This window comes from Streptomyces sp. NPDC093546, assembly GCF_044765045.1.
Lineage (GTDB): Bacteria > Actinomycetota > Actinomycetes > Streptomycetales > Streptomycetaceae > Streptomyces.
Genome location: NZ_JBIWJG010000002.1, coordinates 24,942 through 50,247 on the forward strand (window position 1 = coordinate 24,942; position 25,306 = coordinate 50,247).

25 protein-coding genes, 4 tRNA genes and 1 pseudogene are annotated in these 25,306 nt (G+C 70.4%); 20 read left to right on the forward strand and 10 right to left on the reverse strand.

Features of this window, described 5'->3' with window-relative positions; genetic code table 11:
• Window positions 1-144 precede the first annotated feature (144 nt).
• The 8 genes from ACIRNI_RS03140 (at window position 145) to ACIRNI_RS03175 (ending at window position 7,956) form a co-directional block, all read left to right on the forward strand.
• Window positions 145-864, forward strand: coding sequence for a Phenylacetic acid catabolic protein (locus tag ACIRNI_RS03140; RefSeq protein ID WP_403547838.1), 720 nt, complete (start codon window positions 145-147; stop codon window positions 862-864).
• A gap of 83 nt (window positions 865-947) precedes the next feature.
• Window positions 948-2,060, forward strand: a complete 1,113-nt coding sequence (locus ACIRNI_RS03145; protein ID WP_403547840.1) for a radical SAM protein — start codon at window positions 948-950, stop codon at window positions 2,058-2,060.
• Between the two features lie 60 nt (window positions 2,061-2,120).
• Window positions 2,121-2,366 carry an acyl carrier protein gene (locus ACIRNI_RS03150; RefSeq protein ID WP_403547842.1) on the forward strand — a complete coding sequence of 82 codons (246 nt, stop codon included), beginning with the start codon at window positions 2,121-2,123 and terminating at the stop codon, window positions 2,364-2,366.
• Window positions 2,359-3,573 carry a beta-ketoacyl-[acyl-carrier-protein] synthase family protein gene (locus ACIRNI_RS03155; protein WP_403547844.1) on the forward strand — a complete coding sequence of 405 codons (1,215 nt, stop codon included), beginning with the start codon at window positions 2,359-2,361 and terminating at the stop codon, window positions 3,571-3,573. Before ACIRNI_RS03150 ends, ACIRNI_RS03155 begins: the two co-directional genes overlap by 8 nt.
• A gap of 21 nt (window positions 3,574-3,594) precedes the next feature.
• Window positions 3,595-4,407 (forward strand): enoyl-ACP reductase FabI, encoded by an 813-nt coding sequence (fabI, locus tag ACIRNI_RS03160; RefSeq protein WP_403547847.1) that lies wholly within the window; start codon window positions 3,595-3,597, stop codon window positions 4,405-4,407.
• Window positions 4,404-5,345: a beta-ketoacyl-ACP synthase 3 gene (locus tag ACIRNI_RS03165; protein ID WP_403547849.1), complete on the forward strand. Its 942-nt coding sequence runs from the start codon at window positions 4,404-4,406 to the stop codon at window positions 5,343-5,345. Before fabI ends, ACIRNI_RS03165 begins: the two co-directional genes overlap by 4 nt.
• Window positions 5,342-6,238 carry an alpha/beta fold hydrolase gene (locus tag ACIRNI_RS03170; RefSeq protein WP_403547851.1) on the forward strand — a complete coding sequence of 299 codons (897 nt, stop codon included), beginning with the start codon at window positions 5,342-5,344 and terminating at the stop codon, window positions 6,236-6,238. The genes ACIRNI_RS03165 and ACIRNI_RS03170 overlap by 4 nt, the downstream gene beginning before the upstream one ends.
• A gap of 185 nt (window positions 6,239-6,423) precedes the next feature.
• Window positions 6,424-7,956, forward strand: coding sequence for a long-chain fatty acid--CoA ligase (locus ACIRNI_RS03175; RefSeq protein ID WP_403547853.1), 1,533 nt, complete (start codon window positions 6,424-6,426; stop codon window positions 7,954-7,956).
• Between the two features lie 499 nt (window positions 7,957-8,455).
• Here ACIRNI_RS03175 and ACIRNI_RS03180 read toward each other — a convergent pair whose 3' ends face one another.
• Window positions 8,456-8,710, reverse strand: coding sequence for a hypothetical protein (locus tag ACIRNI_RS03180; protein ID WP_403547855.1), 255 nt, complete (start codon window positions 8,708-8,710; stop codon window positions 8,456-8,458).
• Between the two features lie 171 nt (window positions 8,711-8,881).
• Between ACIRNI_RS03180 and ACIRNI_RS03185 the strand changes: the two are divergent.
• Window positions 8,882-9,034, forward strand: a pseudogene (locus ACIRNI_RS03185) (helix-turn-helix domain-containing protein); the annotation flags it as partial.
• A gap of 225 nt (window positions 9,035-9,259) precedes the next feature.
• Window positions 9,260-10,186, forward strand: coding sequence for a pentapeptide repeat-containing protein (locus ACIRNI_RS03190; RefSeq protein WP_403548795.1), 927 nt, complete (start codon window positions 9,260-9,262; stop codon window positions 10,184-10,186).
• A 25-nt stretch (window positions 10,187-10,211) separates the two neighbouring features.
• Here ACIRNI_RS03190 and ACIRNI_RS03195 read toward each other — a convergent pair whose 3' ends face one another.
• Window positions 10,212-11,093, reverse strand: a complete 882-nt coding sequence (locus ACIRNI_RS03195; protein WP_403547857.1) for a hypothetical protein — start codon at window positions 11,091-11,093, stop codon at window positions 10,212-10,214.
• A 94-nt stretch (window positions 11,094-11,187) separates the two neighbouring features.
• Here ACIRNI_RS03195 and ACIRNI_RS03200 point away from each other — a divergent pair, with 94 nt between their 5' ends.
• The 4 genes from ACIRNI_RS03200 to ACIRNI_RS03215 are packed head-to-tail and all read left to right on the forward strand — an operon-like array spanning window position 11,188 to window position 13,839.
• Window positions 11,188-11,481 (forward strand): hypothetical protein, encoded by a 294-nt coding sequence (locus tag ACIRNI_RS03200; RefSeq protein ID WP_403547859.1) that lies wholly within the window; start codon window positions 11,188-11,190, stop codon window positions 11,479-11,481.
• The gene (locus ACIRNI_RS03205) at window positions 11,478-12,599 is read left to right on the forward strand and encodes a hypothetical protein (protein ID WP_403547861.1); all 1,122 of its coding nucleotides are present in this window, start codon (window positions 11,478-11,480) and stop codon (window positions 12,597-12,599) included. Before ACIRNI_RS03200 ends, ACIRNI_RS03205 begins: the two co-directional genes overlap by 4 nt.
• The gene (locus tag ACIRNI_RS03210) at window positions 12,580-13,371 is read left to right on the forward strand and encodes an SDR family NAD(P)-dependent oxidoreductase (protein WP_403547862.1); all 792 of its coding nucleotides are present in this window, start codon (window positions 12,580-12,582) and stop codon (window positions 13,369-13,371) included. The genes ACIRNI_RS03205 and ACIRNI_RS03210 overlap by 20 nt, the downstream gene beginning before the upstream one ends.
• Window positions 13,372-13,401: 30 nt before the next feature.
• Complete coding sequence (locus ACIRNI_RS03215; RefSeq protein WP_403547864.1) at window positions 13,402-13,839, forward strand: NUDIX domain-containing protein; 438 nt, start codon at window positions 13,402-13,404, stop codon at window positions 13,837-13,839.
• 151 nt (window positions 13,840-13,990) lie between these two features.
• Here ACIRNI_RS03215 and ACIRNI_RS03220 read toward each other — a convergent pair whose 3' ends face one another.
• Together ACIRNI_RS03220 and ACIRNI_RS03225 are read right to left on the reverse strand one after the other, a co-directional pair.
• The gene (locus ACIRNI_RS03220; protein WP_403547866.1) at window positions 13,991-14,275 is read right to left on the reverse strand and encodes a hypothetical protein; all 285 of its coding nucleotides are present in this window, start codon (window positions 14,273-14,275) and stop codon (window positions 13,991-13,993) included.
• Between the two features lie 331 nt (window positions 14,276-14,606).
• The gene (locus ACIRNI_RS03225) at window positions 14,607-16,514 is read right to left on the reverse strand and encodes a DnaB-like helicase C-terminal domain-containing protein (RefSeq protein WP_403547867.1); all 1,908 of its coding nucleotides are present in this window, start codon (window positions 16,512-16,514) and stop codon (window positions 14,607-14,609) included.
• A gap of 153 nt (window positions 16,515-16,667) precedes the next feature.
• On the opposite strand from ACIRNI_RS03225, the gene ACIRNI_RS03230 reads away from it, so the two are divergent.
• On the forward strand, window positions 16,668-16,874 hold the full coding sequence (locus ACIRNI_RS03230; protein ID WP_403547869.1) for a hypothetical protein: 207 nt from the start codon (window positions 16,668-16,670) through the stop codon (window positions 16,872-16,874).
• 234 nt (window positions 16,875-17,108) lie between these two features.
• Window positions 17,109-17,831: an SMI1/KNR4 family protein gene (locus ACIRNI_RS03235; protein WP_403547871.1), complete on the forward strand. Its 723-nt coding sequence runs from the start codon at window positions 17,109-17,111 to the stop codon at window positions 17,829-17,831.
• Here the strand turns inward: ACIRNI_RS03235 and ACIRNI_RS03240 are convergent.
• The 4 genes from ACIRNI_RS03240 to ACIRNI_RS03255 form a co-directional block, all read right to left on the reverse strand.
• Window positions 17,829-17,901 (reverse strand) — tRNA-Lys (locus tag ACIRNI_RS03240). The two genes, ACIRNI_RS03235 and ACIRNI_RS03240, sit on opposite strands and share 3 nt — an antisense overlap.
• A gap of 178 nt (window positions 17,902-18,079) precedes the next feature.
• Window positions 18,080-20,260: a DEAD/DEAH box helicase gene (locus tag ACIRNI_RS03245; protein ID WP_355352654.1), complete on the reverse strand. Its 2,181-nt coding sequence runs from the start codon at window positions 20,258-20,260 to the stop codon at window positions 18,080-18,082.
• A 202-nt stretch (window positions 20,261-20,462) separates the two neighbouring features.
• Window positions 20,463-21,110: a hypothetical protein gene (locus tag ACIRNI_RS03250; RefSeq protein WP_403547873.1), complete on the reverse strand. Its 648-nt coding sequence runs from the start codon at window positions 21,108-21,110 to the stop codon at window positions 20,463-20,465.
• 119 nt (window positions 21,111-21,229) lie between these two features.
• Window positions 21,230-21,580 (reverse strand): metallopeptidase family protein, encoded by a 351-nt coding sequence (locus ACIRNI_RS03255; RefSeq protein ID WP_355352648.1) that lies wholly within the window; start codon window positions 21,578-21,580, stop codon window positions 21,230-21,232.
• 68 nt (window positions 21,581-21,648) lie between these two features.
• Here ACIRNI_RS03255 and ACIRNI_RS03260 point away from each other — a divergent pair, with 68 nt between their 5' ends.
• The 4 genes from ACIRNI_RS03260 (at window position 21,649) to ACIRNI_RS03275 (ending at window position 23,587) form a co-directional block, all read left to right on the forward strand.
• Entirely contained in the window at window positions 21,649-23,220 is a 1,572-nt protein-coding gene (locus ACIRNI_RS03260; RefSeq protein ID WP_403547875.1) for a metallophosphoesterase, read from the forward strand.
• Window positions 23,221-23,301: 81 nt separating this feature from the next.
• Window positions 23,302-23,374: transfer RNA gene (locus ACIRNI_RS03265), tRNA-Glu, on the forward strand.
• Window positions 23,375-23,413: 39 nt separating this feature from the next.
• Window positions 23,414-23,488, forward strand: a tRNA-Asp gene (locus tag ACIRNI_RS03270).
• A gap of 22 nt (window positions 23,489-23,510) precedes the next feature.
• A tRNA-Phe gene (locus ACIRNI_RS03275) sits at window positions 23,511-23,587 on the forward strand.
• Window positions 23,588-23,701: 114 nt separating this feature from the next.
• Here ACIRNI_RS03275 and ACIRNI_RS03280 read toward each other — a convergent pair.
• Both ACIRNI_RS03280 and ACIRNI_RS03285 read right to left on the reverse strand, forming a co-directional pair.
• A complete protein-coding gene (locus ACIRNI_RS03280) occupies window positions 23,702-24,526 on the reverse strand; it encodes a cytochrome c biogenesis CcdA family protein (RefSeq protein ID WP_403547877.1) in 825 nt (274 codons plus the stop codon).
• Entirely contained in the window at window positions 24,523-25,275 is a 753-nt protein-coding gene (locus tag ACIRNI_RS03285; RefSeq protein ID WP_403547880.1) for a DsbA family protein, read from the reverse strand. Before ACIRNI_RS03285 ends, ACIRNI_RS03280 begins: the two co-directional genes overlap by 4 nt.
• Window positions 25,276-25,306 lie beyond the last annotated feature (31 nt).

Below are 25,306 nucleotides of genomic sequence, written 5' to 3' on the forward strand. Positions count from 1 at the left end.
GCCGACCGGCGGCGCGGACAGGTGAAGCGGAACCGGAGTTCCGTTCGGGCGCGTACACAATCCCCATCCCCGATTTCCCCGACCGAGTTTCGGTGATCCGGCATGCCTGGACCCGGTGGGGGCCAGTGAGGTGTAGAAACGCACATGTCATTCACCATCCCGAGCGATGAGGTCGTCGTAGTCCGCACTCCCGACGAATTCCTCGCGATGCCCGAGGACTACCGGGAGATCGCGATCCGGGCAATGATCGTCAACACCGAGGGGGAACTCTCGGGCGCCGACGACTACATACAGGTCTTCCTGCCGCTGGCGCCCAACGCCGAGGAGCGGCAGGTCTGCGCGGAACGCGCGGTCGAGGAGTACGACCACTACAAGATCGGCAAGCGCGTCCTCGCCGACATCGGCATCGACACGGCCTACATGGAGAAGCAGACGCTCGCCGAGCGGAACCTCTTCGCCGGCCACGAGTTCCACCAGTGCACCACCTGGGCCGAACGCGGCATCTTCTCCTACATCGGTGAGGAGACGGCGATGGTGATGATCTCCGAGTTCGCGCAGAGCAGCTACAAGCCGTGGGCCGAGGCCGTCCGCACCATCATCCTCGACGAGAAGGTCCACATCGCGCACGGGGCGCGGGTCTGCCGCAATCTGGCGCAGACGGACGAAGGACGTGAAGAACTGCAGCAGGCGCTGGACCGGCTGTGGCCCGGGTTCGAGCGGATCTTCGGCAGCTCGCGGTCCGAGCGCTCCCGCATGGCGGTCCGCTTCGGCCTGCGGCAGACGACGAACGGTCAGGCGCGCGAAATCTGGCGGGAGAAGGTGACGCCCCGCATCAAGAACCTGGGGCTGAAGGTTCCGGAGTAGGCGGGACGCTCCCCGAGCGTCCCGTGAGGGGAGTGGCAACGACAGCACGTCTCTGAGATCCCGAGAACGAGGAGCACATCCCCATGGCGACACCGGTCACCATAGGCCAGCGCCCCCTTACCCGCAGGGAGGCCAAGGAGCGGACCGCCGCTCTGCTGGCGGAGCGGCCCGACCTGGCCGACCGGCTGCACCGTCTGCGCCGACTCGGACGTACCGTCCGCTCGTGCGAGGTGCACCTGACCAACACGTGCAACATCCGCTGCAAGGGCTGCTGGTACTTCGAGGGCGGCTTCGACACGGCGGTCAAGGAACTGTCCGACGTCGACAAGATCAAGGCCTTCGCGAGGAGGCTGCGTGACGACGGCGTCAACCAGGCGACACTGATCGGCGGGGAACCCACGCTGGTCCTGCGCCGGGTGGAGGCGTTCGTCGAGGAACTGCCGTACATCACCATCTCCACCAACGGGCTGCGCCCGATGCCCATGCAGGGCTTCGAGCACATCGCCGTGGCCGTCAGCATCTTCGGCGGCGGGCCGCTGGACGACGACCTGCGTGCCATCCGCGTCAACGGCTCCAAGTTCACCGGCCTGTTCGACACGGCGCTCTCCCACTACCGCGACGACCCCCGGGTGCTGTTCATCTTCGCGCTCTCCGAGGCCGGCCTGCAGTATCTGGAGCCGACGGTCCGGAAGATCGCGGACAACGGCAACATCGTCACCTTCAACTTCTACAGCGAGCACGGCTCCGACCACCCGATCCAGATCGAGAACGAGCGCCGGGTGCTGGAAGAGGCGCTGCGGGTCAAGGAGCTGTACCCGGAGACGGTGGTGAGCCACCCGTACTTCATCCGCACCCTCATCACCGGCACCTCCCACTGGGGCGCCCGGTTCGGCTACGACGTCTGCCCGAGCCTGAGCGTGGACCACCCGGACCATGAGGAGCGCGTCGCCAACGGCAATCCGGTGATCCCCGGCTTCGCGGCCTGGGGCGCCGACTACGAGACGCTCCAGTTCTGCTGCACCTCCGGTGACTGCGGCGGCTGCCGGGACAGCCAGGCCGTCTACAGCTGGCTGGTGGTCAGCGCCAGCCGGTTCCTCGACAGTGCGGAGCGGCTGGAGGAGTGGCTGGACATCGCGGAGAGCTACTGGCGGCAGTGGCACTGGTCCCCGCTCCACGCCACCAAGGTCGCGGCGTAGCCCGCGAAGCCGACGGCACGCAACCCCCACGACGTCCCGCACGAGGAGGGCACATCACCCATGCTTGATCACGCCGCGATCGAGAAGTTCATCCACGAGGCGCTGGTGGAACTCGGTGTCGACGACGGGGACATCCGCCCCGACGCCGCGCTCGACGACCTGGAGATCGACTCGCTCGACATGGTCGAACTGGCGCAGGCCATCAAGAAGGACCTGCAGGTCCCGGTGAAACCGAAGGACTTCGACGGGCTCGACACCGTCGGCCAGATACTCGAGCTCTGCTACGCGAAGGCCGGACTTGAGTGACGCCGTGACGGGGGCGGTGGTGACCGGCTTCGGCGCGGTCACCCCGCTCGGTGTCGGCGCCGACGTGCTGCACGAGCGGGCCGTCGCCGGAGAGAGCGGGCTGCACGACGGGCTCGGTACCTGTGACGGTTTCCGCGCCGCCGACCACCTCTCCCGTCACCTCGTGCGTCGCACCGACCGGTTCACGCAGTTCACGCTGGTGGCGGCGGAGGAGGCGCTGACGCGCGCCGGCTGGGCACCCGGGGCCGCGCCGTACGACGCCGGGCGCGTCGCCTGCGTCATCGGCTGCGGCCTCGGCGGAACGGCCAGCTTCGAGGCGCAGGGCCCGGTCCTCGCCGAGCAGGGCGCCGAGTACGTCTCGGCGCTCATGGTGCCGCAGATGATGGCCAACGCCGCCGCCGCGCACCTGTCGATGCGGTACGGCTTCCGGGGCGAGTCGCTGTGCGTGGCGTCCGCGTGCAGCAGCGGCGCGCAGGCCATCGGTACGGGGATGCGGATGCTGGCGGCCGGCGCGGCGGACGCCGTGGTGGTGGGCGGCGCCGAAGCGTCGACGTCGGAGCTCGTCAGCGCCGCCTTCCGCAACGCCGGGGCGCTCTCGCCCACCGGCCGCTGCCGGCCGTTCGACGCGGAGCGCGACGGCTTCGTCATCGGGGAGGGCGCCGGCGTCCTCGTCCTGGAGACGGCCGTCGGAGCCGCCCGGCGCGGGGCCGACGTCCTCGGCGTCGTACGGGGCTACGGCGCCACCTCCGACGCCCACCACCTCACCGCCCCCGAGCCCGGCGGCCGCCCCGCCGCCGAGGCCGTCTCCCAGGCGCTGCGCCACGCCGGGACGGCCCCCGGGGAGCTGGACTACGTCAACGCCCACGGCACCGGCACCCTGCTCAACGACCGGCTGGAGTGCGACGCCCTGCGCCTCGCGCTCGGCGACGACACCCTGGCCGGCATCCCGGTGTCGTCCAGCAAAGGCGGCATCGGGCACCTCTTCGGCGCGGCCGGAGCGGTGGAGGCCATCGTCACCTTGCAGGCGCTGCGCCACGCCGTCGCACCCCCGACCGCCGGCCTCCGGCAGCCGGACGAGCGGCTCGGCGGGCTCGACCTGATCCGGACGGCACGCGAGCTGCCCGGCGGCGACCGGCCGCGGGTGGGCCTGTCCACGTCGTTCGGTTTCGGCGGCCACAACGCGGCGCTCGTCCTCTCCACCCCCTGACCGACGAAAGGCCACAGCGTGATGCTCGGCTTCGCAGGACGCCGCTATCTCGTGACCGGGGTCCTCAACGACGACTCCATCGCCTGGCACACCGCCAAGGCCCTCCAGGAGGCGGGCGCGGAGGTCCTGCTGACCGGGTTCGGCCGGACGCGGCGGATCACCGAGGCCGCGGCGGCCGGGCTGCCGCACCCCACGGACGTCCTGGAGCTGGACGTCACCCGGCCGGACGACCTCACCCGGCTGGCCAAGGAGCTGGAGGGCCGATGGGGTGCGGTCGACGGCGTCCTGCACGCCATCGCCGCCGCCCCGCAGTCCGCACTGAGCGGCAACTTCCTCACCACCCCCGTGGAAAGCGCCACGCACGCCCTCCAGACGGCGGCCGTCTCCCTGCACGGGCTCACCGCCGCACTCGCCCCCCTGCTGGCCAGGAAGCGCGGCAGCGTCGTCGGGCTGGACTTCGACTCCACCGGCGCCTGGCCCGGCTACGACTGGATGGGCGTCAGCAAGGCCGCCCTCGGCGCCGTCTGCCGCTACCTCGCCCTCTACCTCGGTGACAGCGGCATCCGCGTCAACCTCGTCGCCGCCGGACCCGTGGAGACGGTGGCGGGGTCGGCCATCAGCACCTTCGACGCCATCGCCGACCGGTGGGAGCAGGAGGCGCCGCTCGGCTGGGACCGCGCGGACGTCCAGCGCCTCACCGGGCCCGTCCTGTTCCTGCTCTCCGATCTCGCCGCCGCCGTCACCGGCGAGATCGTGCACGCCGACGGCGGAATGCACGCCGTCCGCATGGGCGTGGGCGGCGGCCGGACCTCCGGGAAGGAGACCGCACGATGACAGCGGCGATCACCGGTATCGGCGCGGCGTTGCCCGAACGCACCGTGCCGAACAGCCACTTCGAGTCGATCGGTTCGTCGGAAGAATGGATCGTCAAGCGGACGGGGATCAGGGAACGCCGCTTCCTGCCCGAGGACGGCCGGCTCGCCGACCTCGCCGTCACCGCCGCCCGAACAGCGCTGCGGCAGGCCGGACGGGACGCCGCCGACCTCAGCCACGTCGTCGTCGCGACGACCACACCCGACCGGACGACGCCCGGGCTGGCGGTGGAGGTGGCCGCACGGCTCGGCACACCGCAGGCCGCCGCCTTCGACCTGCACGCGGCCTGCGCCGGATTCGTCTACGCGCTGGACCACGGGACGGCGCTGATCGAGTCCGGGCGGGCGGAGGCCGTCCTCGTCTGCGGGGCGGAGGCGCTGACCCGCATCACCGACGCCCAGGACCGGTCGACGGCCGTCCTGCTCGGCGACGGCGCCGGTGCCGTCGTCCTCACCGACCTCCCGAACGCTCCCGTCGCGCCCGCCTTCCACCTCGCCTCCGACGGCGAGCAGATCCCCCTGCTCTTCGCCGACCGCCATGACCGCAAACTCCGCATGAACGGCCCCGAGATCTTCGTCCACGCCGTGGAGAAGATGAGCGACGCGGCCCGACGGGTACTGGAGCGACGCCACCTGACCTGCGACGACGTCGACCTCTTCGTCGCCCACCAGGCCAACGCCCGCATCGTGAGGGCCGTCGGCAAGGAGATCGGGGTGCCACCCGAGAAGCTGTTCCTCAACGTCGACCGCGTGGCCAACACCTCGTCGGCGTCCATCCCCATCGCCCTGACCCACGCCCAGGAGGCCGGCCGGCTCGGGCCGTCCGGGGTGCTGGGCGTGGCGGCCTTCGGCGCGGGGATCACCTGGGGTGCCGGTGTGCTCGGCTGGCGGCTGGGATGAGCGCCAAGCAACCCCGCCTGCCGCTGCTGGGCGAGATCACGGCCCCCGACGGCGCGCGGCTCACCGTACGCGTACGGGCGCGGGACGACGACGCCGGTGCGCCCGTCATCGTCCTGCTGCCCGCGATGGGGACGCCCGCGCGGAACTACCTCCCGCTCGTGCGGGCGCTGCACCGGCGCGGCATGACGGTGGTGACGACGGACCTGCGCGGGCAGGGCGAGAGCGTGCCCGTGCCCGCGCGCGGCGTCCGGTTCGGCTACCGCGACATCGTCGAGCACGACATCGGGGCCGTGCTCGACCTCGTCGACACCGCGTACCCCACGGCACCGCGGCTGCTGCTCGGGCACAGCCTGGGCGGGCAGTTGGGGCTGGTGCACTGCGGGCTGTTCCAACCCGCGGGGCTCGACGGCGTCGTGCTCGTCGCCAGCGGCTCCGCCTGGTACCGGACACTGGGGCGCGACGGCGCGCGGTGGCTGGTACGGAGTCAGCTCAGCGCCCTGGGGGCCGGGATACTCGGGTACTGGCCGGGGGAGCGGTTCGGATTCGGCGGCCGGGAAACGGCGCGCCTCATGCGGGACTGGGCCCGCCAGATGCGCACCGGCCGCTACACCGTCCCCGGGGCGCGGGTGGACTACGAGCGGGCGCTGCGGGCGGTGACGCTGCCCGTCCTCGCCGTCGACGTCGAGAACGACACCATGGCGCCGCCGACGGCCGTGGACCATCTGTGCGCCAAGATGCCCGCCGCCCGGGTCGAACGCCTCCACTACGCGTGCGCCGACGCGGGAGGCCGCCCGCTGGACCACTTCCGCTGGATACGACACCACGGCGGCCTCGTCGAACGCATCGGGGCCTGGGCGGAGCGAGTCGTCCTCGCCTCCGACCGGGCGGCCTGATACCGGGCGGCCCGCCCGGGCGAGCGCTGCCACCGTGACGCCCTGCCGACGGCCGCGATCGTCCTGAGCCGCGGTCGCCCGCTCGCCCTCGACCCGCCGTACGGGAACGCCGTACGAGAACCGCCGCACTGGAACCGCCGTACGAGAACCGCCGTACGAGAACCGCCGCACTGGAGGATGACCCGATGCAGCCCGAGCCTGCCCCCGACCCCGGCACCGTCCCCGCCCTCCTGGCCCGCGCGGCCGCCGCGTACCCCGACCGCCCGGCCCTGCGGTTCGACGGCGACGAGCTGACGTTCGCCGAGCTGGACGACCTCAGCTCCCGGGCCGCCGCCCTGCTCCGCGCCCTGGGCACGGCACCGGGCGACCGCGTCGCCGTCCTGCTCCCCAACTCCCCCCTCTTCGCGGTGCTGTACTACGGCATCCTCCGCGCCGGGGCGATCGTCGTGCCCATGAACCCGCTGTTGAAGGCCGGGGAGATCGAGCACTGCCTGAACGACGCGGGAGCGGCCCTCCTCTTCGCCTGGCACCAGGACGGGGACGAAGCGGCTGAAGGCGCCCGCCGGGCCGGCACCCCGCGCATCGTGGTCGAACCGCAGGCGTTCCTCGCCACGCTGCGCACCCACCTCCCGTCGGCCCACGACGAGCCGCGCTCACCCGCGGACTCCGCCGTCGTCCTGTACACCTCCGGAACCACCGGCAAGCCCAAGGGCGCCGAACTCACCCACCACAACCTGCGCCGCAACATCGACGAGGGCGCGCGCGTGCTGCGCCTCGGCCCCGCCGACGTCATCTTCGGCGGGCTGCCGCTCTTCCACTCCTTCGGACAGGTCATGGGGCTGAACTGCGCGGTGTCGGTGGGCGCCTGCCTCACCCTGCTGGCCCGCTTCACACCGGCAGCCGCCTTCTCCGTGATCCAACGGGACCGGGTGACCGTCCTCCTGGGAGTCCCCACGATGTACACGCTGATGCTGCGGCTGGCGGAGAGCCCCGAGTCGGGTCCGTACGACCTCTCCACCCTGCGCGTCGGCCTGTGCGGCGGCTCCCCGCTGCCCGTGGAGGTGCTGCACGGGTTCGAGAAGGTGTTCGGCTGCGCCGTACTGGAGGGGTACGGGCTCTCGGAGTCGTCACCGCTCGCCTGCGTGAACCGCCTCGACCGTGAGCGCGTCGCCGGCACGGTCGGCATCCCCGTCGACGGCGTCGAGATGCGCGTCGTCGACCGCGAGGGCAAGGAGCTGCCCGACGGCGAGGTGGGCGAGATCGTCATCCGCGGGCACAACGTCATGCGGGGCTACTGGCGCCGTCCGCAGGAGACCGCGGAGACGGTACGGAACGGCTGGCTGCACACCGGTGACCTCGGCACCCGGGACGCCCGCGGGGACTTCCGGATCGTGGACCGCATCAAGGACCTGGTCATCCGCGGCGGGTACAACGTCTATCCGCGCGAGGTGGAGGAGGTGCTCTACGCCCATCCAGCGGTCGCGGAGGCGGCGGTCCTCGGCGTCCCGCACCCCGTCCACGGCCAGGAGGTCGCCGCCGCCGTGGTGCTGCGTGACGGGGCGTCCGCCACACCCGACGAACTGCTCGGCTTCGTCCGTGAGCGCGTCGCACCCTTCAAGTACCCGCGCATCGTGTGGATCGCCGACTTCCTGCCGAAGGGCCCCACCGGCAAGATCCTCAAACGGGAGATCGTCCGGCCCGAACCGGCCGCCGGCTGAGAAACGTGCACGCCCCACCTGCGGCCACCGGATCGGGATCCAGGAGCCGCAGATGGGGCGTTCCGCCACCCTGTCCCGCGTCCTCGCAGGTCAGGGCATTCTCGGCGGTACATCGACGGTAGGCCGTGTGGGACTCGAACCCACAACCAACGGATTAAAAGTCCTGGCTGGCTCCGACCGGATGATGGCGAGCAGTGTTGCTCCGTCCAGGGATGCCTGGTCGGACGGGGTGAGCGGTGCTGAGCGATCCGGCCAAGACCAGGCTGTGTCGAACGTCCGCTCACGCATCGCTCACGCACGGACGGACGTCGCTGCGGCCCGCCATTTGACCAGCGCTGTTGCTCCCCTCATTCCCCGTGGTTACCTGCGTCAGCTGGAACTCATCTGGCGCTGCCACCTACGTGTCACCGCACTGCGGCCTGGCACTTAGCGCGAGCAGAACTGCCACAGGTCGCTGACCCTCCCCTATAGGGACAGGAGGGCCAGCAGCCGCCAGAGGTCAGGAAATCAACCAGTCCAGAACCTCAGACCAGCGGAACTGCTGAGCCTCATGCATGAGTGCCAGGGCGGCGGAACCACTGAGCGCCCGGACCAACACATCCGCTAGCGGAAGTGCATACAGCCGCCAACTGTGGCGCAGCTTGGGTACCGGTGCGGCCGTTGCACCGGCCTGTCCCTCCAGTACGACTACTACCGTCGTCCCCTCAGCCGCTCCGCGTATCTGGACCAGCACCACCCGGCCATCCTTGTTCATGGTCCTCTCCTCGTCATCACTGCTGTCGTTGGGTCGAGATTGGTCGCCGCAGGCCCTGAACAGTGCTGATCGCAGACAGGCCGCGAACGCGCCCCGAACAGGGAAACTAGGAGTTTCCTGGTGATCGACGAGTCGAGGCTGAGGTCCTGAGAGGATGCTGGGGTGAACGAGGTGGCTACGGACTGGCAGAAGGCCGTCCGGCGATTCGGGGGTTTGCTCGGCCAACTGCGCGTAGAGGCCAGACTGACCGTGCGCGAGCTCGCCGCAGCCATCGGGGTCTCCCCTGCCACCGTTTCGAAGACCGAGAACGGAGGCCACGCTAGGCCGCAGGACTTCTACGTCGTCAGGCAGTGGGTCACGGGCTGCGCGCATCGCATGGATGGGCACAGTAGGTCGAGCTCGATTCCGGTGTCACTCGACTGGTGGCGTAAGGAGCACAGTCAACTAGAACGCCTACACCAGGAGTTGAGTCTGCGCATACCTGGCCCTGAGTTAACCAGTCCCGCCGCGCCGACTGCGGGCCCCAGCCACGAGCACGATCCCCCTCTGGTGTCCTTCGAGGTACTGCATCAGAAGGCAGTTGATCATCTGGCCGACCGATCGCCCCACGTACGCATGGCCGCTCTGCGCACGCTGGGAGACCTAGGGGACCAGTACCGCGAGAAGCGGCAGCGCATCGTCGACGAGTTGTGTGACTACCTCCGTATCCCTCCAGACACCAGCGACGCTGGCGAGGGCCAGGTCAGACGCACGGCCCAGATGGTGCTGGCTGCCCGTCTGCGGCCCGAACGCGGTAAAGGCGCGACCGCCACGAACACTTCCTTCTGGCCAGACATGGAGGTTGACCTAAAGCGGGCGTTCCTCCGCGATGTTTACTTTAGCGGCTGTGAGTTCCTCCGCGCCGACTTCGACGAAGCACAATTCGAGGGGGAGGCTCATTTTGATGATGCACGTTTCATCGGGGAGGCCAGATTCGTCGGAGCCGCATTCCTTGGATACGAGGTCTCGTTCCAGCGCGCACGCTTCGAGGGAGTCAGCTGGTTCCGGTGGGTGGCCTTCCACGGCTACGCCTACTTCCAAGGAAGCTACTTCGGCTTCAATGCAGAGTTCTCGCGATCACAGTTTAGCGAAGACGCTTACTTCGACCATACGACGGTAGTGGAACACGCCTGGTTCACGCACGCCGTGTTCCACGGACCCGTCACATTTCGGCATGCCCGGGCTGAGCGTGCGACGTTTTGGCTCGACTCCTTCCGGGCGGGCACTGACTTCCGGTGGGCACAATTCACCTCACCTCCAGAGGTCTACGATTGCGAAGCATTCGGCCATGCCGATCGATACTGGCCCGATAACTGGGTGGAACTGGCTGCTGAGGATACTCCTGGGATCGCCGCCCCGTGGCCAGCAGGCTGGGTGGCAATCGTCGATGAGGCACATATCGCAGAGATAAGGGATCGGCGGAAATCTCCACCCTGACCAAGATTCCCAATCGGGGCCATTACTAGCCCGTGATTCGGGCGGCCCTCTCGCACAGCTCTTGCGTCTCCGCCACTCCGCTGTACCGCCGAAGACGGACCCGCATGTCCTGGAGTGCGGCCTGGACCTTGACCGAGCGGATGCCGTCCGCGCAGTCGAGGAAGTCGCGCCAGGTGGCCATGGCGCCGTCGACGTCACCTTGGCGGAGGCGGACGCTGCCGAGGTCGGCGAGGAGTCGGTCGTGCAGGCCGAGCTGGTCGTGGACGCGCTGGACCGCTTCTGCCATGCCCACCACTTTCTCGACTCCGTCAGCATCGAGTCGCTGCACGACGGCGACTCGACCGCCGAACTCGCCCGGATGCTCGGGCCCCAGCTCACCATCGCCTATCTGGACGCCTCCGAGGCCACCCGCATGCGGCGGGGCACCGCCGGGGCCCAGGACGTCGCCGACCGGGACCACGTCAAACGCGCACGGGGCGCGGACAAGATCATCTCCATCGCGCGCGAGGTCATCGGCAACGACGGGCCGCGCCTGGCGCTGGAGCGGCGGCTGGACCGGATCGCGCTCGACCGCCGCTGGCCGGAGCACCAGCCCTCCGCCATACCGGTCAACGCGCTCGGACTCCCCGTGCACCTGGAGTCCTACCTGGCCGAGCTCCTCGACCGCACCACCGGCCTGCGCCCGCTGATCGACCTGCTGGCCGTCACCGGCAGCGGCGCTCGGGGCAAGTACCAGCACGGCTGGAGCGACCTCGACGTCCTGGTCGTGGCCGACACCTCCTCCCTCGACGAGCTGCGCCAGATCCTCGCGGACCTGGAAACGAAACTCGGCGGGGTCAAACTGGGCATCACCCTCCTGCCCCGGGCCGAGTGCCGAGCCGGCGCCGTCACCTCCCGCCTCCTCCACGTCCTCGCGCTCATCGGCAGCGGGGCGCTGGTCCCCCTGTGGGCCACCCCCTGGCCTGGCCCTTCCCGCTCCGGACGCGGCCACCGACGTCACCGTGAGCCTGCGCGACGGCGTCCAGGCCGCCATCGAGATCCGCCGCCAGCTCCTCAAGAGGACCCCGGACCTTCGCGCGCTCTACAAGGTCACCGCGCTGCTCGCGAAGACCCATCTCCGCTTCAGCGGGATCGAGTGCCCCTCCGACAGCGACGCCCTCACCGTCCTCCTCGACGCCAGACGGCAGGACACGAGCCTGGCCGCAACCGCTCGCACCGAGCGCCCCGCCGCCGAAGCGCTCGCCCGCCTCGTTCTCCAGGCGTGGCTGGACACCCTCCCCAGGGAGACGCGGTGAGCGCGAGCACCTGGCGAACCGCGGCACCGGCAGGCGCCTTCCACAAGCCGGTGGCGACCCGCGAGCAGGCCGAGGCCGAGGCGAAGGGATGGGCACGGCTCGCCTCCCGTATTGCGGTCCCGGCCCTCCACGGGCAGATCGCGTTGCCGGACAGGCAGCTCCTCGCCTACGAGGACGTCTTCGCCACCGGCCGGTGCGAGCTGCTCCTGGGCGACGTGATCGTCCTCGCCGACCGCGACCCGGCCATGCAGCCCCGCCTCGACCGCCTCGTGGACGGCGTCTGCGCCGACCTGCGGGCAGCGGCCGAGGAGACCGCGAAGAACGTGCCACTGGCCGAGTGCGTCCCGTACCTCTACCTCGACCGCATCCGTCCCGGGGGCTGTCTGGACCGCTGGTACCTGCGCCGCGACCTACCGCTCGTCCTGCCCCATACCGATACGGCCCTCACCCTTCGGGAACTGGCCGACTTCACCCTCACCGCCAACGGCAGACCGCTGACGGTGAACGTTGCCGACACCATCGACAGCCTTCGCCACGCTCTGGCTCCCGACCGCCGCCTGCTCGCCGGCCTGACGCAGGGCGACCCCGCGGAACCCAACATCGCCGACCCGTTGTGCTGGCTCGACTTCGAGTTCGCCGGCCTCAACACCGTCGCGGGCGAGGCCGCCAACCTGCTCTGGTACCTGATGGCCCTGGGCGGCTGGCTCGTCCCCCGCTATCAGCCCGACGTATACGCCCACACCCTCCGCCTCGCCCTGCCGCCCCTGTCCCGCCCGCGCGTCGAGCACCTGGAAATGGGCCGGAGCAGCCGGCACATCGACATCCGGTACTCCTGGAACACCGGCCCCGGCCGCGGTGCGGCCATCACCCGGGCCCTGGACGGTCTTAGCGGACAGAGCGGTCGCAGCGGGCTGGAGGAGATCCGTGCCTTCCTCACCCTGCGCATCCTCGGGGTCATCCCGCCCTCCCGGCTGACGGGACACGACCTCCTGCTCGTCCTGATCAGGCTCGCCGAGAGCCAGGACCCACACACGACGCTCGACACCTTCTTCACCACCACACCGGCCTCGCACCCCCACCCTGGTGAACGGAGCAGCGATGTCCCTGCCCCTGCTTGAGTCCCCCCTCCAGGCCCGGCCGCTCCAGGGCCGCAACGCCCTCGTCACCGGCGGGGCCACCGGCATCGGCGCCGAGATCGGGCGGGCGCTCGCCGCCGCCGGCGCGACCGTCGCGGTCAACCACCTCGGCCAGGACCCCGACGCCCACGCCCTCCTCGCCGCCTTCGAACGCGCAGGCAGCCCCGGGATCGCGGTGAACGCCGACCTGACCGCCCCGGGCTCCGTCCACACCATGGCCGACCTCGTCCGCGCCGAGATCGGGCCCGTCGACATCCTGGTCAACAACGCCGGCTCCTACCCCCGCGTCGCTTGGCAGGACACCGACGAGACCGCCTGGAACTACTCCATCGACGTTAACCTCACCGCCCACTACCGCACCTGCCACGCGTTCACCCCCGGCATGGTCGAGCGCCGCTGGGGCCGGATCGTGAACATCGGCAGCGTCAACGCCCGCGCCGGCCGGACGAACCTCGTTGCGTACAGCACCGCGAAGGCCGGGCTGCTGGGCCTGACCCGCTCTCTCGCCCGCGAACTGGGCCCGTACGGGATCTGCGTCAACACGGTCCTGCCCGGGGCCATCCAGGTCGAGGCCGAGAACACGATCCCCGCCCAGCACCGTGCCCGGCCGGAGGACCAGATCAAACGCCAGTGCGTCCCGCGCCGGGGCCGACCCGAGGACGTCGCGGCCCTGGTGGCGTTTCTCGCGGGCCCCTCCGCCTCGTTCATCACGGGGCAGTCCGTCCACGTCGACGGCGGCTGGCTGCTGCACTGAGGCCGTCAACAAGCAAGGAGACGAACCGAAATGATCGAACGAGTCCGTGCCGTCCTCGTCACCGCCGACGACACGATGCTGGTCATCCGCCGCACCAGGCCCGGCATCCCCGAGTACTGGGTCCTGCCCGGCGGCGGCGTCGAACCCGGCGACGCCTCCCGGGAGGCCGCCCTCCACCGGGAGATCCACGAGGAGATCGCGGGGAAGGCCGACATCATCCGCCTCCTCCACACGATGGAGACCGACGACGAGCGCCAGCTCTTCTACCTCGCCCGCATCGCGACGTGGTCCTTCGAGGACCGCACCGGTCCCGAGTTCAGCGCCGAGGGCCGCGGCGAATACGCGCTGGAGGAGATCCCGCTGACCGTGGAGGGGCTCGACGGCATCGACCTCAAGCCCGAGGAGATCGCCCACGTCCTGCGGGGGGCCATCACCGCCGGAAGCCTCGGAGTCGAGGCACAGCTCTGAGCCTTAGTACACGTCAACACGCCATGGGGGCTGGGTCTGAAACGAACCGGCCCCGATGGCGTCCCTACGTTCTACTGGGTTTAATGCCGGAAGCTGTGGCGTAGTAGCGGGAAGCGGAACGTGCCCGCGGCTCCCGGGGCGAGCGGCGCTGCTACTGGGCCAGTCGGAGCACCGGCCTCTGCTCCTGCACGCCCTGTAGGTCCTGCTCCTGCACCTCGCGGGACGAGGGCTTGCTGTCGAGCGGGGCACCCTCCGCCAGCAGGGACCGCCACGCGGCGTGCTCCACGCTGTAGCGGATCGCGCTAGCCAGGCCGCTCAGCTCGCTCAGGTAGTACTGCAGGTCCTTAGGAGACGCGCAGTCCCCGCCGATCTGTAGCAGCTTCTTGGCCATCTGGTTGAGACGGGCCTGGAGGTCGGGGTTCCACTGATCGTGCACGATCACCTCTCTGGGGCTGTCCCGGGAGGCGCTCAGATCGCCCCTCCCCCTGGATTCAACGTTTCCAGCTCGGTCGATGTTGCGGCTCCCGAGCGAAGACCGAATCCGGGTGTGTCTCGCCGCTCGTGGCCGACACTGACGCTGCCACTTGGTGGTTGTCGCGCTGTCTCACGGCTTGGCCAACCGCCCACTCTCACAACCGTGGCCAAATGCTCGGAAAAGCTACCAAGGGCAAGCCCTTGACCTGCGGATTCTCGGGAGTGACCATCGGTTGGCCATCATTCGTGAAACTTGGCCACGGAATCTGAGATCCCAAAGGAAATAAGCCCAGCTAGCGCATGTCGACGAACCGGGAGTAGTGCCCCTGGAAGGCCACGGTGATGACGCCGGTCGGACCCTGGCGGTGCTTGGCGATGATCAGATCGGCCTCTCCTGCACGAGGTGACTCCTTCTCATAAGCATCTTCCCGGTGCAGAAGGACAACCAGGTCTGCGTTGTTCTCGGGCGTGCCGGACGCATGCAGGTCAGCGAGCGTCGGCTTCACGTCGGTGCGCGTCTCGGGGCCCCGGTTGAGCTGAGAGACAGCGATCACTGGCACTTCGAGTTCGATAGCCAGGAGCTTGAGCTGACGCACGACCTCAGCGATCTCCTCGAAGCGCGAGTCCATCGGCCGCGGGTCGTAGGTGAGCAGGTGCAGGGCGTCGACGACAATGAGCCGGATACCGTTCCGGGCACGCAGGTGACGGGCGTGCGAGCACAGTTCCGTGAAGGACGAAAGGCCGCCGTCCTGGATGTAGAGGGGCGCGGCGTTCACATCCGGCATACGTCGCGCCAGCCGTGTCCAGTCCTCGTCGGTCATCGTGCCGGAGCGCATGTGGTGCAGGGCGACCCGGCATTCGGCTGACAGCAGCCGCATCACCACCTCGTTCCTGCCCTGCTCAAGCGTGAAGAGGACCGACGGAAGCCCCTGACTGATGGAGACTGACCGCAGGATGTCCTGGGCGAGGGTGGACTTGCCCATTGAGGGGGCGCCGGCGAGAACGATCAACTGCCCCGGGTGCAGCCCGTCCGTCAGGCTGTCGAGGTCCTTGAAGCCAGTCGGCAGACCGGTCAAACCCGCCGAGCCGATTTGATCGATCTGATCAAGGGCTCCTTCCAGGACGTCGCTGAGCGGGAACGCCGCAAGCGGAATGGCGTCAGCCAATGCATCTTCGCTGGCCAGAGGGTTGTCAGGGGTTGTTCCAGACAACCCGTCGTCCGGGCCGGGACCCTCCATGCCGATGGCCTGACCAGGAATGACTCTGCCAGCAACTCGCTGCTCCTCGGCATCCCACCATCCGATGTCCTCAGCCGCCTCCTGAACAACCTCGTGCTCGCGGTCGAGTACATCGCGAGCCTTGCGGAGCACCGCGTCGACCTGGTCAAGGGCGTCGTCCTCCGCAGCACCCACTGAAGCACCGAACACAACATCCGCGCCCCCCGCGAGCCGTCCGCCGCCCTCCGTATCGCGACCACGTTCCCGCAGCTCCGCCTCCAAGTACATGATCTGACGGGCTGCAAGATCGGCGACTTGCTGCGCTCTGTCCCGCTCAGCCTCGGCGCGGACCAGTTGCAGGCGGAGGTCATCTGTCTGTGTCTGGGCTCGCACCAGACGACCCGACGTCATCTGGACCTCGACCGGCTCGGGATTGGCGACGGAGCGCATCGCGTCCAGCCGTCGTGTGAGCTGAGCCACCTGGGCCTGTGCCTGTCCGAGCAGGGTGAACAGGACCGTAGCCACCTGCAGGGCCTGCAACCGCGCCTGCTCGCTGACCTCGAACGCCTGGCGGACCCGATTGAGCTCCTCCAGTGCCGCGATCGTTCCCCTCTGGGCCTCGACAAGGTCGTACGCGGAATCGGTCGAAGCCGGAGTCGGGGCCGTGTTCGCTGCCACCCACAACGGCCGGATCAGCTCCAGTCGGTCGGCGGCCTGCTGCCCGCTCTCGTGTGGGAAACACACATCGGCGACGGCCTCGGCCAGCTCCCAGGTCAGCCCCACACCACTGAGTTGCCTGTGCAGGCGCCCCAACGCCGGTACATCCCCTCCGAAGTGCTCCGGCGTAAGTAGCCGGTGCAGTCTGGCCACCGACACATTCGACGCGTCAAGCCAGTCGCGCAATATGCGGACGAGGTCATTGATCTCCTTGCACGCCCCGCGCGCCTCTGTCCACGGTCGCCCCGGCCGCTTCGCTGTCCCCACGCAGTCTCTCCTCAGCGAGTTGTTCTTCGAACAACCCTCGTTGTCCCATAAACAACATCCAACCGGCTTATCGGCGCAGGTGGGAGGTGGATCGTCGATTCAAGGCGGTGCGCGAGTGCATCGTCACCTGTTGAACCGACTCGGAGGGGATCCGTGAGCCTCACCCACACTGCGATGCTGGTCCTGTCGATCACCCTGGCCCTGGTCCTCTCGCTGCTTACAGCCGGAGCGGCCTTCGCCGTCGCCCGCTGGGGCGGTAGCCCTGTCCCTGCGTGCATCGCCACATCCGGCAAGGCGTTCGCTACGTCCCTGTCGGTGATCAGCGCCGTCCTCGTGGTCGTGGTCACGGTCGTCAAGTAGTCGGCGACGGGACATTTCATGTCTACTTCCGCCGACATTTACAGCGAGGTGGTCAGAAGAAGCCTGATGCTTGCCTCTCCGCCCCTCATGCCGATGCGGCGCAGCCCCATCTCGAGCTGCCCGACGAGATACATGTGCATCTCGTCCGACGAGGCGAGAGTGCTGGCTGAGGTCGTGGAAGGCAGTCTGCCGCACCGGCCACGGCTGTCAGAGGTATCGGCGAGGATGCCCGGCGTGAACGAGTACGACGATCTGCTGGAGCGCGTCTCCATCAGGGCTGCGGCGAACAGACCGCACCGTCCCCCTGTGACCGCAGACGCCCTCACCGCGGCCGACGAACGCCTTGGGTTCCCCTTGCATCCCCTACTTGCAGCCCTCTACTGGCAGGCGGGGGACGGGGGTTTCGGCCCTGAGTACACGCTCTTCCCTCTCACCCGAGCAACGGCTGCCGAAGAAGACACCGTGGTCGACGGCTACCTCGACCGCGTGCCACCCGCCGACGCGGACACCTGGCGGTCCTGGCCCAAGGGAGTCGTGCCGATCCTCGCCCGGGGCTGCGCCATGATCGCCACCGTCGACTGCCTGAGTGAGGACGGGACGGTCCTGGTCTTCGATCCGAACGCGATCACCGGCCAGGACCTCACCAGCGCCTGGTTCGTCGACGCAGGCAGCTTGGCCGAGTGGCTGGAAACGTGGCTGGCCGGCTCCGGCTGGTACGAGGGGGACATGGTCGACGAGGAGTTCGACATGCCGCTGTGGGCGGATGCCGCCTCTCGCCTGAAGTCGGTGAGGCCGTCAGCTGCCCCTCAGTCCGCCGGGATCCACCTCCTGCCCAGACCATCCGCTCACGCATCGCTCACGCACCCGCCATGGAACGACGAAGCGCCCCACCCGGTCGCAACCAGGTGGGGCGCTTCACAGCAGGTCAGAGGGTTTCCCCTGTCTTGCCTTCGGTAGGCCGTGTGGGACTCGAACCCACAACCAACGGATTAAAAGTCCGCTGCTCTGCCAATTGAGCTAACGGCCCGTAACCCGCAGCATAGCCCGGGCGCGGAGCGTCATGCCGAGCATAGTCCCCCCGCGTCGGGGAGCCGATCGAGTATCGGTGTCCTCCCCTGCGACGCGGAACGGGCCCGTACGGCACCGGAGTGCTGTACGGGCCCGTCTCAGGCGCGTGGATCAGACGTACGCGTCAGGCGTACGGATCAGCCGTTGCGCTTCCAGCGCGGCTTGTCGTCGCGGCGGAAGCCACCGCTGGACGGACGGTCGTTGTCCCGGCGGAAGCCACCGCTGGACGGACGGTCGTCGCGACGGTCGCGGTTGAACGGGCGGTCGCTGCCACGGTGGCCGCCGGAGGGGCGGTCGTCGCGGCGGAAGCCACCGCTGGAGGGACGGTCGTTGTCGCGGCGGAAACCACCCGACGGACGGTCGTTGTCGCGACGCTCGAAGGAACGGCCACCACGGTCGTCACGGTCCCGGTTGAACCCACCACGGTCGTCACGGTCGCGGCGGAAACCACCCGACGGACGGTCGTTGTCCCGGCGGAAGCCACCGCTGGACGGACGGTCGTTGTCCCGACGGAAGCCACCCGACGGACGGTCGTTGTCCCGACGGAAGCCACCCGACGGACGGTCGTTGTCCCGACGGAAGCCACCCGACGGACGGTCGTTGTCGCGGCGCTCGAAGGAACGGCCACCACGGTCGTCACGGTCCCGGTTGAACCCACCACGGTCACCGCGGTCGTCACGGTCGCGGCGCTGGAAGTTGCCCCGGTCGTCCCGGCGCTGGAAGCCACCCTCGCGACGGTCGTCACGGCGGTCGTCGCGTCGGTCGTCACGGTCGCGGCGCTCGTCGCGCGGCTGCTCCGGTACGGAGAGGGCGGCGGCGACCTCGGCGAGCTCGGCCTCCGCGGCCTCCGTCACCTCGGCGACGGCGGCCTCGGGGTCCTCACCGCGCTCGCGCGCGGCGCGGGCCACCAGGCGGTCGGCCTCCTCGCGCAGCTCGGCGGCGCGGCGCTGCACGCGCTCCAGCTGCTTGGTGAGCTCGGCGACCTCGCGCTCGGCCTGCTTGGCGGCGTTGTTCGCGGAGTCGGCCTGCACCTCGGTCAGGGACCGGGCGCCGGTGATCTCGGCGACCTCCGGGTCGAAGGCGCCGGCGCCGCCGACGATGTGGCGCGAGGCGTCGACGCCCGCGTCCTCCATCAGGCGGAAGATCTGGCGCCGCTGGTGCGGCAGGGCCAGCGAGACGACCACGCCGGACTTGCCCGCACGGGCCGTACGACCCGAACGGTGCAGGTAGTCCTTGTGGTCACCGGCCGGGTCCACGTTCAGGACCAGGTCGATGCCGTCGACGTGGATACCGCGGGCGGCGACGTCGGTGGCGACGAGCGCGTTGACGTAACCGTCCTTGAAGTCGGCGAGGGTGCGGGTACGCGCGCCCTGCGTCATGCCGCCGTGGAGCGCGTCGGCCTTCACGCCCGCCTCGCGCAGCTGCTCCGCGATGCGGTCGGCGCCCAGCTGGGTGCGGACGAAGATGATGGTGCGGCCCTTGCGGGCGGCGATCGCGGCGGTGACCGGCGCCTTGTCCTTCGGCTTCACGACGAGGACGTGGTGCGTCATGGTCGTGACGTTGCCCTGGGCGCTGTCGACCTCGTGGACGACCGGGTCCGTGAGGTAGCGCTTGACCAGCGTCGCGATCTCGTTCTCCATCGTGGCGGAGAAGAGCAGGCGCTGACCGCCGGCCGGGACCTGGTCGAGCAGCTCGGTGACCTCGGGCAGGAAGCCCAGGTCGGCCATCTGGTCGGCCTCGTCGAGGACCGCGACCTGGACGGCCTCCAGCGAGCAGGCGCCGCGGTTGATGACGTCGCGCAGGCGGCCCGGGGTGGCGACGAGGACGTCGACGCCGCGCTCCAGCGCGTAGATCTGGTTGCCCATGGACGTACCGCCGCAGACGACCTTCATCTTGAGGCCGAGCACGTCGCCGTACGGCTGGAGGGCGTCCGCGACCTGCATCGCGAGCTCACGGGTCGGGGTGAGGATGACGCCGCGGGGCTTCTTCTTGTCGGTGTGGCCGCCGGCCAGGGTGGCGAGCAGCGGCAGACCGAAGGAGAGGGTCTTGCCGGAGCCGGTGCGGCCGCGGCCGAGGATGTCCTTGCCGGCCAGGGCGTCCGGGATGGTCGCGGCCTGGATCGGGAAGGGCGTGGTCACGCCGTTCTGCGCGAGCTTGCGGACGACACCCTCGGGCAGACCGAGGTCCGCGAAGGTGATGGTCGGCTCGTCGTCGGCGACGACGTCCGCGATGGCGTCGGTCTCGACGGCCTCTACGGCCTCGACGAGCGCCTCGTCGGCCTCGGGCAGGACAGCGTGGTCAGAACTGAAAATGGACATGCGAAATGCGAAACCTTCCGGAGTCTCGGCACGCGCCCGTCAACTCCGTGTTTCGCAATTCGACCGCCTCGATGCGGTCAGCCACGGCTGGGAGTACGCGCCACACGCGGCGCGCTTCTGTCGGCGCCGGGCAAATGGGAAATGGGATCAAACGATCTACCACCATACGCACCTACCCCCACCCAACGCAAACCGACCCGTCTCAGGCGGGTGCGACCTGCGGCGATGCGTGCGGCTCGGCCGACCAGTCCGGCGCCCCCAGCGCCTGCGTCCGGGTCGTGTCCGCCGCCGGCGACGCGGTCGGCGAGTCGGACGGCTTCGGGCCCGGCCCCGGGTCCGTGGGCGGGTCGGCCGGCGTGGGCGTGGGGTCCGCCGGGGTGGGCGCGGGCGGCGTCGGCGCCTGGCTGGGCGAGGCGTCCCCGCCACCGGGCCCGCCGGAGCCCCCCGGGCCGCCGCCCTCGCCGCCGGACCCGCCGGCCGGAGGCGTGGGGTCCTGCGGCCGTCCCGGCCGGTCGCCGTCACCGGGGGCGCCCGCGGACGGCTTGGCCGACGGCGCCGCCGAGGCGCTCGGCTCCGCGGAGGCGCCGGCCTCGCCGTCCTCCTCCGCCGCGCCGGGCTTCCCGTCCGGGCCGAGGCCCTCGGCGCGCCCCGCGTGCCGGGCCCCCGGTCCGGCGGCGGCACCGCCGTCCACGTCGGCCGCCGCCGCCGCGCCCGAGGGCCCGGCCGAGCCGGACGGCACGGGCTTGGCACTCTCGTCGGACACGCTCATGCAGCCGCTGAGCGAGCCTGCGGAGGCCGCGACCGCCAGTGCGGTCACGGCCCATCGGACGGGGGCGGGCAACTGGCGCACGCGGGCACCTCCACAGGCACGGGTCAGGGTTTCCCTGCCCAACTCCCCACGCCCGTCAAGGACACGCCCGAAAGCGGGGGCCGTGACCGCGGGCCCCCGCCGGTTGTCGCCCGCCGCCGTCAGCCGTAGCCCAGCTCGTGCAGCCGCTCGTCGTCGATCCCGAAGTGGTGGGCGATCTCGTGCACCACCGTGACCTCGGTCTCCGCGACCACGTCCTCGCGCGAGTCGCACATCCGCAGCGTCGGCCCCCGGTAGATCGTGATGCGGTCGGGCAGCACGCCCGCGTACCACTCGCCCCGGTCGGTCAGCGGAGTCCCCTCGTACAACCCCAGCAGATCGGGGTCGTCGGACGACGGCTCGTCCTCCACGAACACCGCGACGTTGTCCATCAGCCGCGTCAGCTCCGGCGGGATCCTGTCCAACGCCTCGGCGACCAGTTCCTCGAACTCCTCGCGCGTCATCTCCAGCACCCGGCCATTGTCACGGATGACACGGGCGTACGGGCATAGCCGCCCGCGCGCCCGGGCATACGGCGGCCATGGTCGCCCCAGCCGCTCTTCGCACCGCCTACGACCGCCTCCGCCGCCACTACCGCTCGCGCCGCACCGGCCCCACGCCCGCCCTGGTCCACTCCCCGCACCCGTACGCACGCGCCGCCGGCCTGATCACCGTCGTCCTATTCGGTGCCTGGCTGGGACTCCTGGTCGTCGGCAGCGTCCGCACGCCCGTCGGGCCGATGGACACGAGCATGACCCTGCGCCCGTCCCTCTCCGGCGGTACGAAGATCAACGTCTCGCCGCTCGGCGCGCTCACGCTCGACTCGCACCACGCGCCCATCCGCCTCGACGTGGACGTCGAGCAGCTCGACCCCGTACGCGCCCAGGCCCTGGTCAAGCACCCCGAGCGGCTGGCCGGGCTCCAGGACGAGATCACCCAGGACGTCACGGACGGCACGCGCGAGCTGGCGCTGCGCTCCTGCGTCGCCGTCGTCACGGGCGCCACCGCCCTCGGCCTCGCCGTCTACCGCCGCCCGCGCCGCGCGGTGGCCGCCGGGGGCCTGGCGCTGGCCCTGCTGGCCGGCTCGGGCGCCTCCGCCTTCGCCACCTGGAACCCGAAGTCCGTCCTCGAACCCAAGTTCTCCGGACTCCTCTCCTCCGCCCCCTCCGTCGTCGGCAACGCCCGCTCGATCGTCAGCGAATTCGACATCTACCAGAAGGAGTTGGCGCGGCTCGTCACCAACGTGACCAAGCTGTACGAGGCGACCTCCACGCTCCCGACCTACCAGCCGGACCCGGCGACCATGCGGGTCCTGCACGTCTCGGACATCCACCTCAACCCGGCCGCCTGGGAGATCATCCGCTCGCTCGTCGAGCAGTACCGGATCGACGTGATCATCGACTCCGGCGACACCATGGACCACGGCACCGCCGCCGAGAACGGCTTCCTCGACCCCATCAGCGACCTCGGCGCGCCGTACGTGTGGGTACGCGGCAACCACGACTCCCAGGCCACCCAGCGCTACCTGGAGAACCTCGACAACGTCCACGTCCTCGACCAGGGCCGCGCCGTCACGGTCGCGGGCCTCCGGGTGGCCGGCACGGGCGACCCCCAGTTCACACCGGACCGCTCCGTCGCCCCGGCGGGCGACGACGCCGAACGGGCGGCGGGGGCCCAGTTGGCGGACGCGCTGCGCGAGCAGCGGCAGGCGGGCACGCCCGTGGACATCGCGGTCGCCCACAACCCCGTGGCCGCGCAGGAGACCGACGGCGAGGTGCCCCTCGTCCTGGCGGGCCACGTCCACCGCCGCGTGACCAAGCTCCTCCCGGACGGCACCCGCCTCAAGATCGAGGGCTCCACGGGCGGCGGCGGCCTGCGCGCCCTGGAGCGGGACGAGCCCGAGAAGGTCCACGCCTCCGTCCTCTACCTGGACCGGGACACCCGGCACCTCCAGGCGTGGGACGAGATCACCCTGGGCGGCCTGGGCCTGACGACAGCCGAGGTCAGCCGCCACCTCCCGGAGGAGAACCGCCCGGACGCCCCCTCCCCCAGTCCGTCCCCCACACCCTCCCTCGCCCCGTCCCCCAGCGCCTCACCCACCCGCTCCCGATAAAGCGTTTTGGCGAACCGTCCCCCCATCCCATATGCTTCTCACGTCCCCGACGCGCTGATGAAGCGCCCAGGCGGGCCATCAGCCCTCATCGTCTAGTGGCCCAGGACGCCGCCCTTTCAAGGCGGTAGCACGGGTTCGAATCCCGTTGGGGGCACGCATTACCGTGTGCGAGACTAGAGCTCGCACAATGCTTGGTCCTGTGGAGCAGTTTGGAGTGCTCGCCACCCTGTCAAGGTGGAGGCCGCGGGTTCAAATCCCGTCAGGACCGCTGCGGCTCGCAAGAGCCGCGTGGCTGGGTAGCTCAGTTGGTACGAGCGTCCGCCTGAAAAGCGGAAGGTCGCCGGTTCGACCCCGGCCCCAGCCACCACCACGAAGGCCCCGTCCCAGGACGGGGCCTTCGCCGTTCCCTCCCCGGGATCGGGTCCCCTGGGACCTGGATGCAGTGGAGGCGCAGGCCCCCACCACACCCCCAGGCGGAGCCTCACGCGTCCCGCCGGTGGCGCCACCCCCGCGCCCCCAGGACCACCGCCGCCACCGCCACCGCGCCCAGCAGCAGCGCCCAGTCGGGCACCGCACGGCCCAGCGCCGCGACGCGGGTCTCGAGGGCGTACGACTCGTCCACCGACAGGAGGCCCGGCAGGGCGGTCGTGCCGTCGAAGGCCAGGAACAGCACGCCCAGCGCGACGAAGAACAGGCCCGACAGCACCGACGTGCTGTGCAGGTCGAAGCGGCCCACGCGCAGCGCCCGTCCCCGGAGCCAGGCGCGCCGCCCCAGGTCCCAGCGCTCCCAGAACACGGCCAGCAGGAACAGCGGCACCGCCATGCCGAGGGCGTACACCGCCAGCAGCAGGCCCCCGTAGACCGGGTTGCCGCCGACCGCCGCGACCGTCAGGACGCTGCCCAGGATCGGCCCCGCGCAGAAGCCCGCCAGGCCGTACACCAGGCCCAGCGCGTACACCGACACCGCCGAGACCGGGCGGATCCGCCCGCTGACCTCGGCGAGGCGCCGCGAGGCGAAACCCAGACCCACCGCCTGCGCCACGCCCAGGGCGATGATCAGCCAGCCGCCCACGGACACCAGCAGGTCCCGGTGCCCGTAGAAGAGCCGGCCCGCGACGGACCCGGCGGCGCCCAGCGGGACGAGGGTGGTGGCGAGGCCCGCGTAGAAGATCCCGGTACGGGCGAGCAGCCGGCCCGGACTGTCGATCGAGTACGCGAAGAACGCCGGCAGCAGCAGGGCGCTGCACGGGCTCAGCAGCGCGAGCAGCCCGCCCAGCAGGGCGGCGAGGTACCCGATACCCGTCACTTCGCCGCCTCGCGTCGAGCGGACTCGCGGGCGGACTCGCGAGCGGACTCGATTGCGCTCGCGAACGTCTCCATCGGCTGCGCACCCGCGATCGGCCGCCCGTTCACCAGGAAGGACGGCGTCGAGCTCGCACCCAGCGACCACCCCTGCTCCTGGTCCGCCGCCACGGCCGCCCGCGCCGCCGCGCTGTCGACGTCCCGCCCGAACCGGTCGAGGTCCGGCACGCCCGCCTCCCGCGCCAGCGCGAGCAGCCGGTCCTTCGCGAAGCCCCGCTCCTTCGCGCCCTCGGCGTACGCGGCCCGGTGGAACGGCCAGAAGCGCCCCTGCTGCCCCGCCGCCCACGACGCGCGCGCCACGCGCTCGGACTCCTCGCCGAAGATCGGGAAGTTGCGCCACTCGATGCGCAGCACCCCCGCGTCGACGTACTTCTCGATCAGCGCGGGCTCGATGTCGCGGGCGAACTTCCCGCAGTAGCCGCAGGCGAAGTCGGCGTACTCGATCATCACGACGGGCGCGTCGGCGCGCCCTATGGCCAGAGGGTCCGCGGCGTCGCGCCGGGCGTACTTCTCCAGCTCGGGATAGGCGGCGACCTGCTGTTCGGCCCGCTCTTCGGCCTGCTGCTCGACGGCCACAGAGGGGCCGGGCCTGGTCGCCGTGTAGGAGGCGAGGCCGGCCAGCGTGGCGACGACGGCGACCCCCGCGCCGATCAGATACGGCTTGTTCTTCTTGGTCTTCGACTTCTTGGACATGGTGGAGCGACTCCTGAGCACGAGAAAGGCA

Bases quoted from the DNA above. Each gene is read 5' to 3' on its own strand.
- ACIRNI_RS03140 (WP_403547838.1), top strand. From the start codon at position 145: ATGTCATTCACCATCCCGAGCGATGAGGTCGTCGTAGTCCGCACTCCC.
- ACIRNI_RS03145 (WP_403547840.1), top strand. From the start codon at position 948: ATGGCGACACCGGTCACCATAGGCCAGCGCCCCCTTACCCGCAGGGAG.
- ACIRNI_RS03150 (WP_403547842.1), top strand. From the start codon at position 2,121: ATGCTTGATCACGCCGCGATCGAGAAGTTCATCCACGAGGCGCTGGTG.
- fabI (WP_403547847.1), top strand. From the start codon at position 3,595: ATGCTCGGCTTCGCAGGACGCCGCTATCTCGTGACCGGGGTCCTCAAC.
- ACIRNI_RS03165 (WP_403547849.1), top strand. From the start codon at position 4,404: ATGACAGCGGCGATCACCGGTATCGGCGCGGCGTTGCCCGAACGCACC.
- ACIRNI_RS03170 (WP_403547851.1), top strand. From the start codon at position 5,342: ATGAGCGCCAAGCAACCCCGCCTGCCGCTGCTGGGCGAGATCACGGCC.
- ACIRNI_RS03175 (WP_403547853.1), top strand. From the start codon at position 6,424: ATGCAGCCCGAGCCTGCCCCCGACCCCGGCACCGTCCCCGCCCTCCTG.
- ACIRNI_RS03180 (WP_403547855.1), bottom strand. From the start codon at position 8,710: ATGAACAAGGATGGCCGGGTGGTGCTGGTCCAGATACGCGGAGCGGCT.
- ACIRNI_RS03210 (WP_403547862.1), top strand. From the start codon at position 12,580: ATGTCCCTGCCCCTGCTTGAGTCCCCCCTCCAGGCCCGGCCGCTCCAG.
- ACIRNI_RS03215 (WP_403547864.1), top strand. From the start codon at position 13,402: ATGATCGAACGAGTCCGTGCCGTCCTCGTCACCGCCGACGACACGATG.
- ACIRNI_RS03245 (WP_355352654.1), bottom strand. From the start codon at position 20,260: ATGTCCATTTTCAGTTCTGACCACGCTGTCCTGCCCGAGGCCGACGAG.
- ACIRNI_RS03260 (WP_403547875.1), top strand. From the start codon at position 21,649: ATGGTCGCCCCAGCCGCTCTTCGCACCGCCTACGACCGCCTCCGCCGC.
- ACIRNI_RS03285 (WP_403547880.1), bottom strand. From the start codon at position 25,275: ATGTCCAAGAAGTCGAAGACCAAGAAGAACAAGCCGTATCTGATCGGC.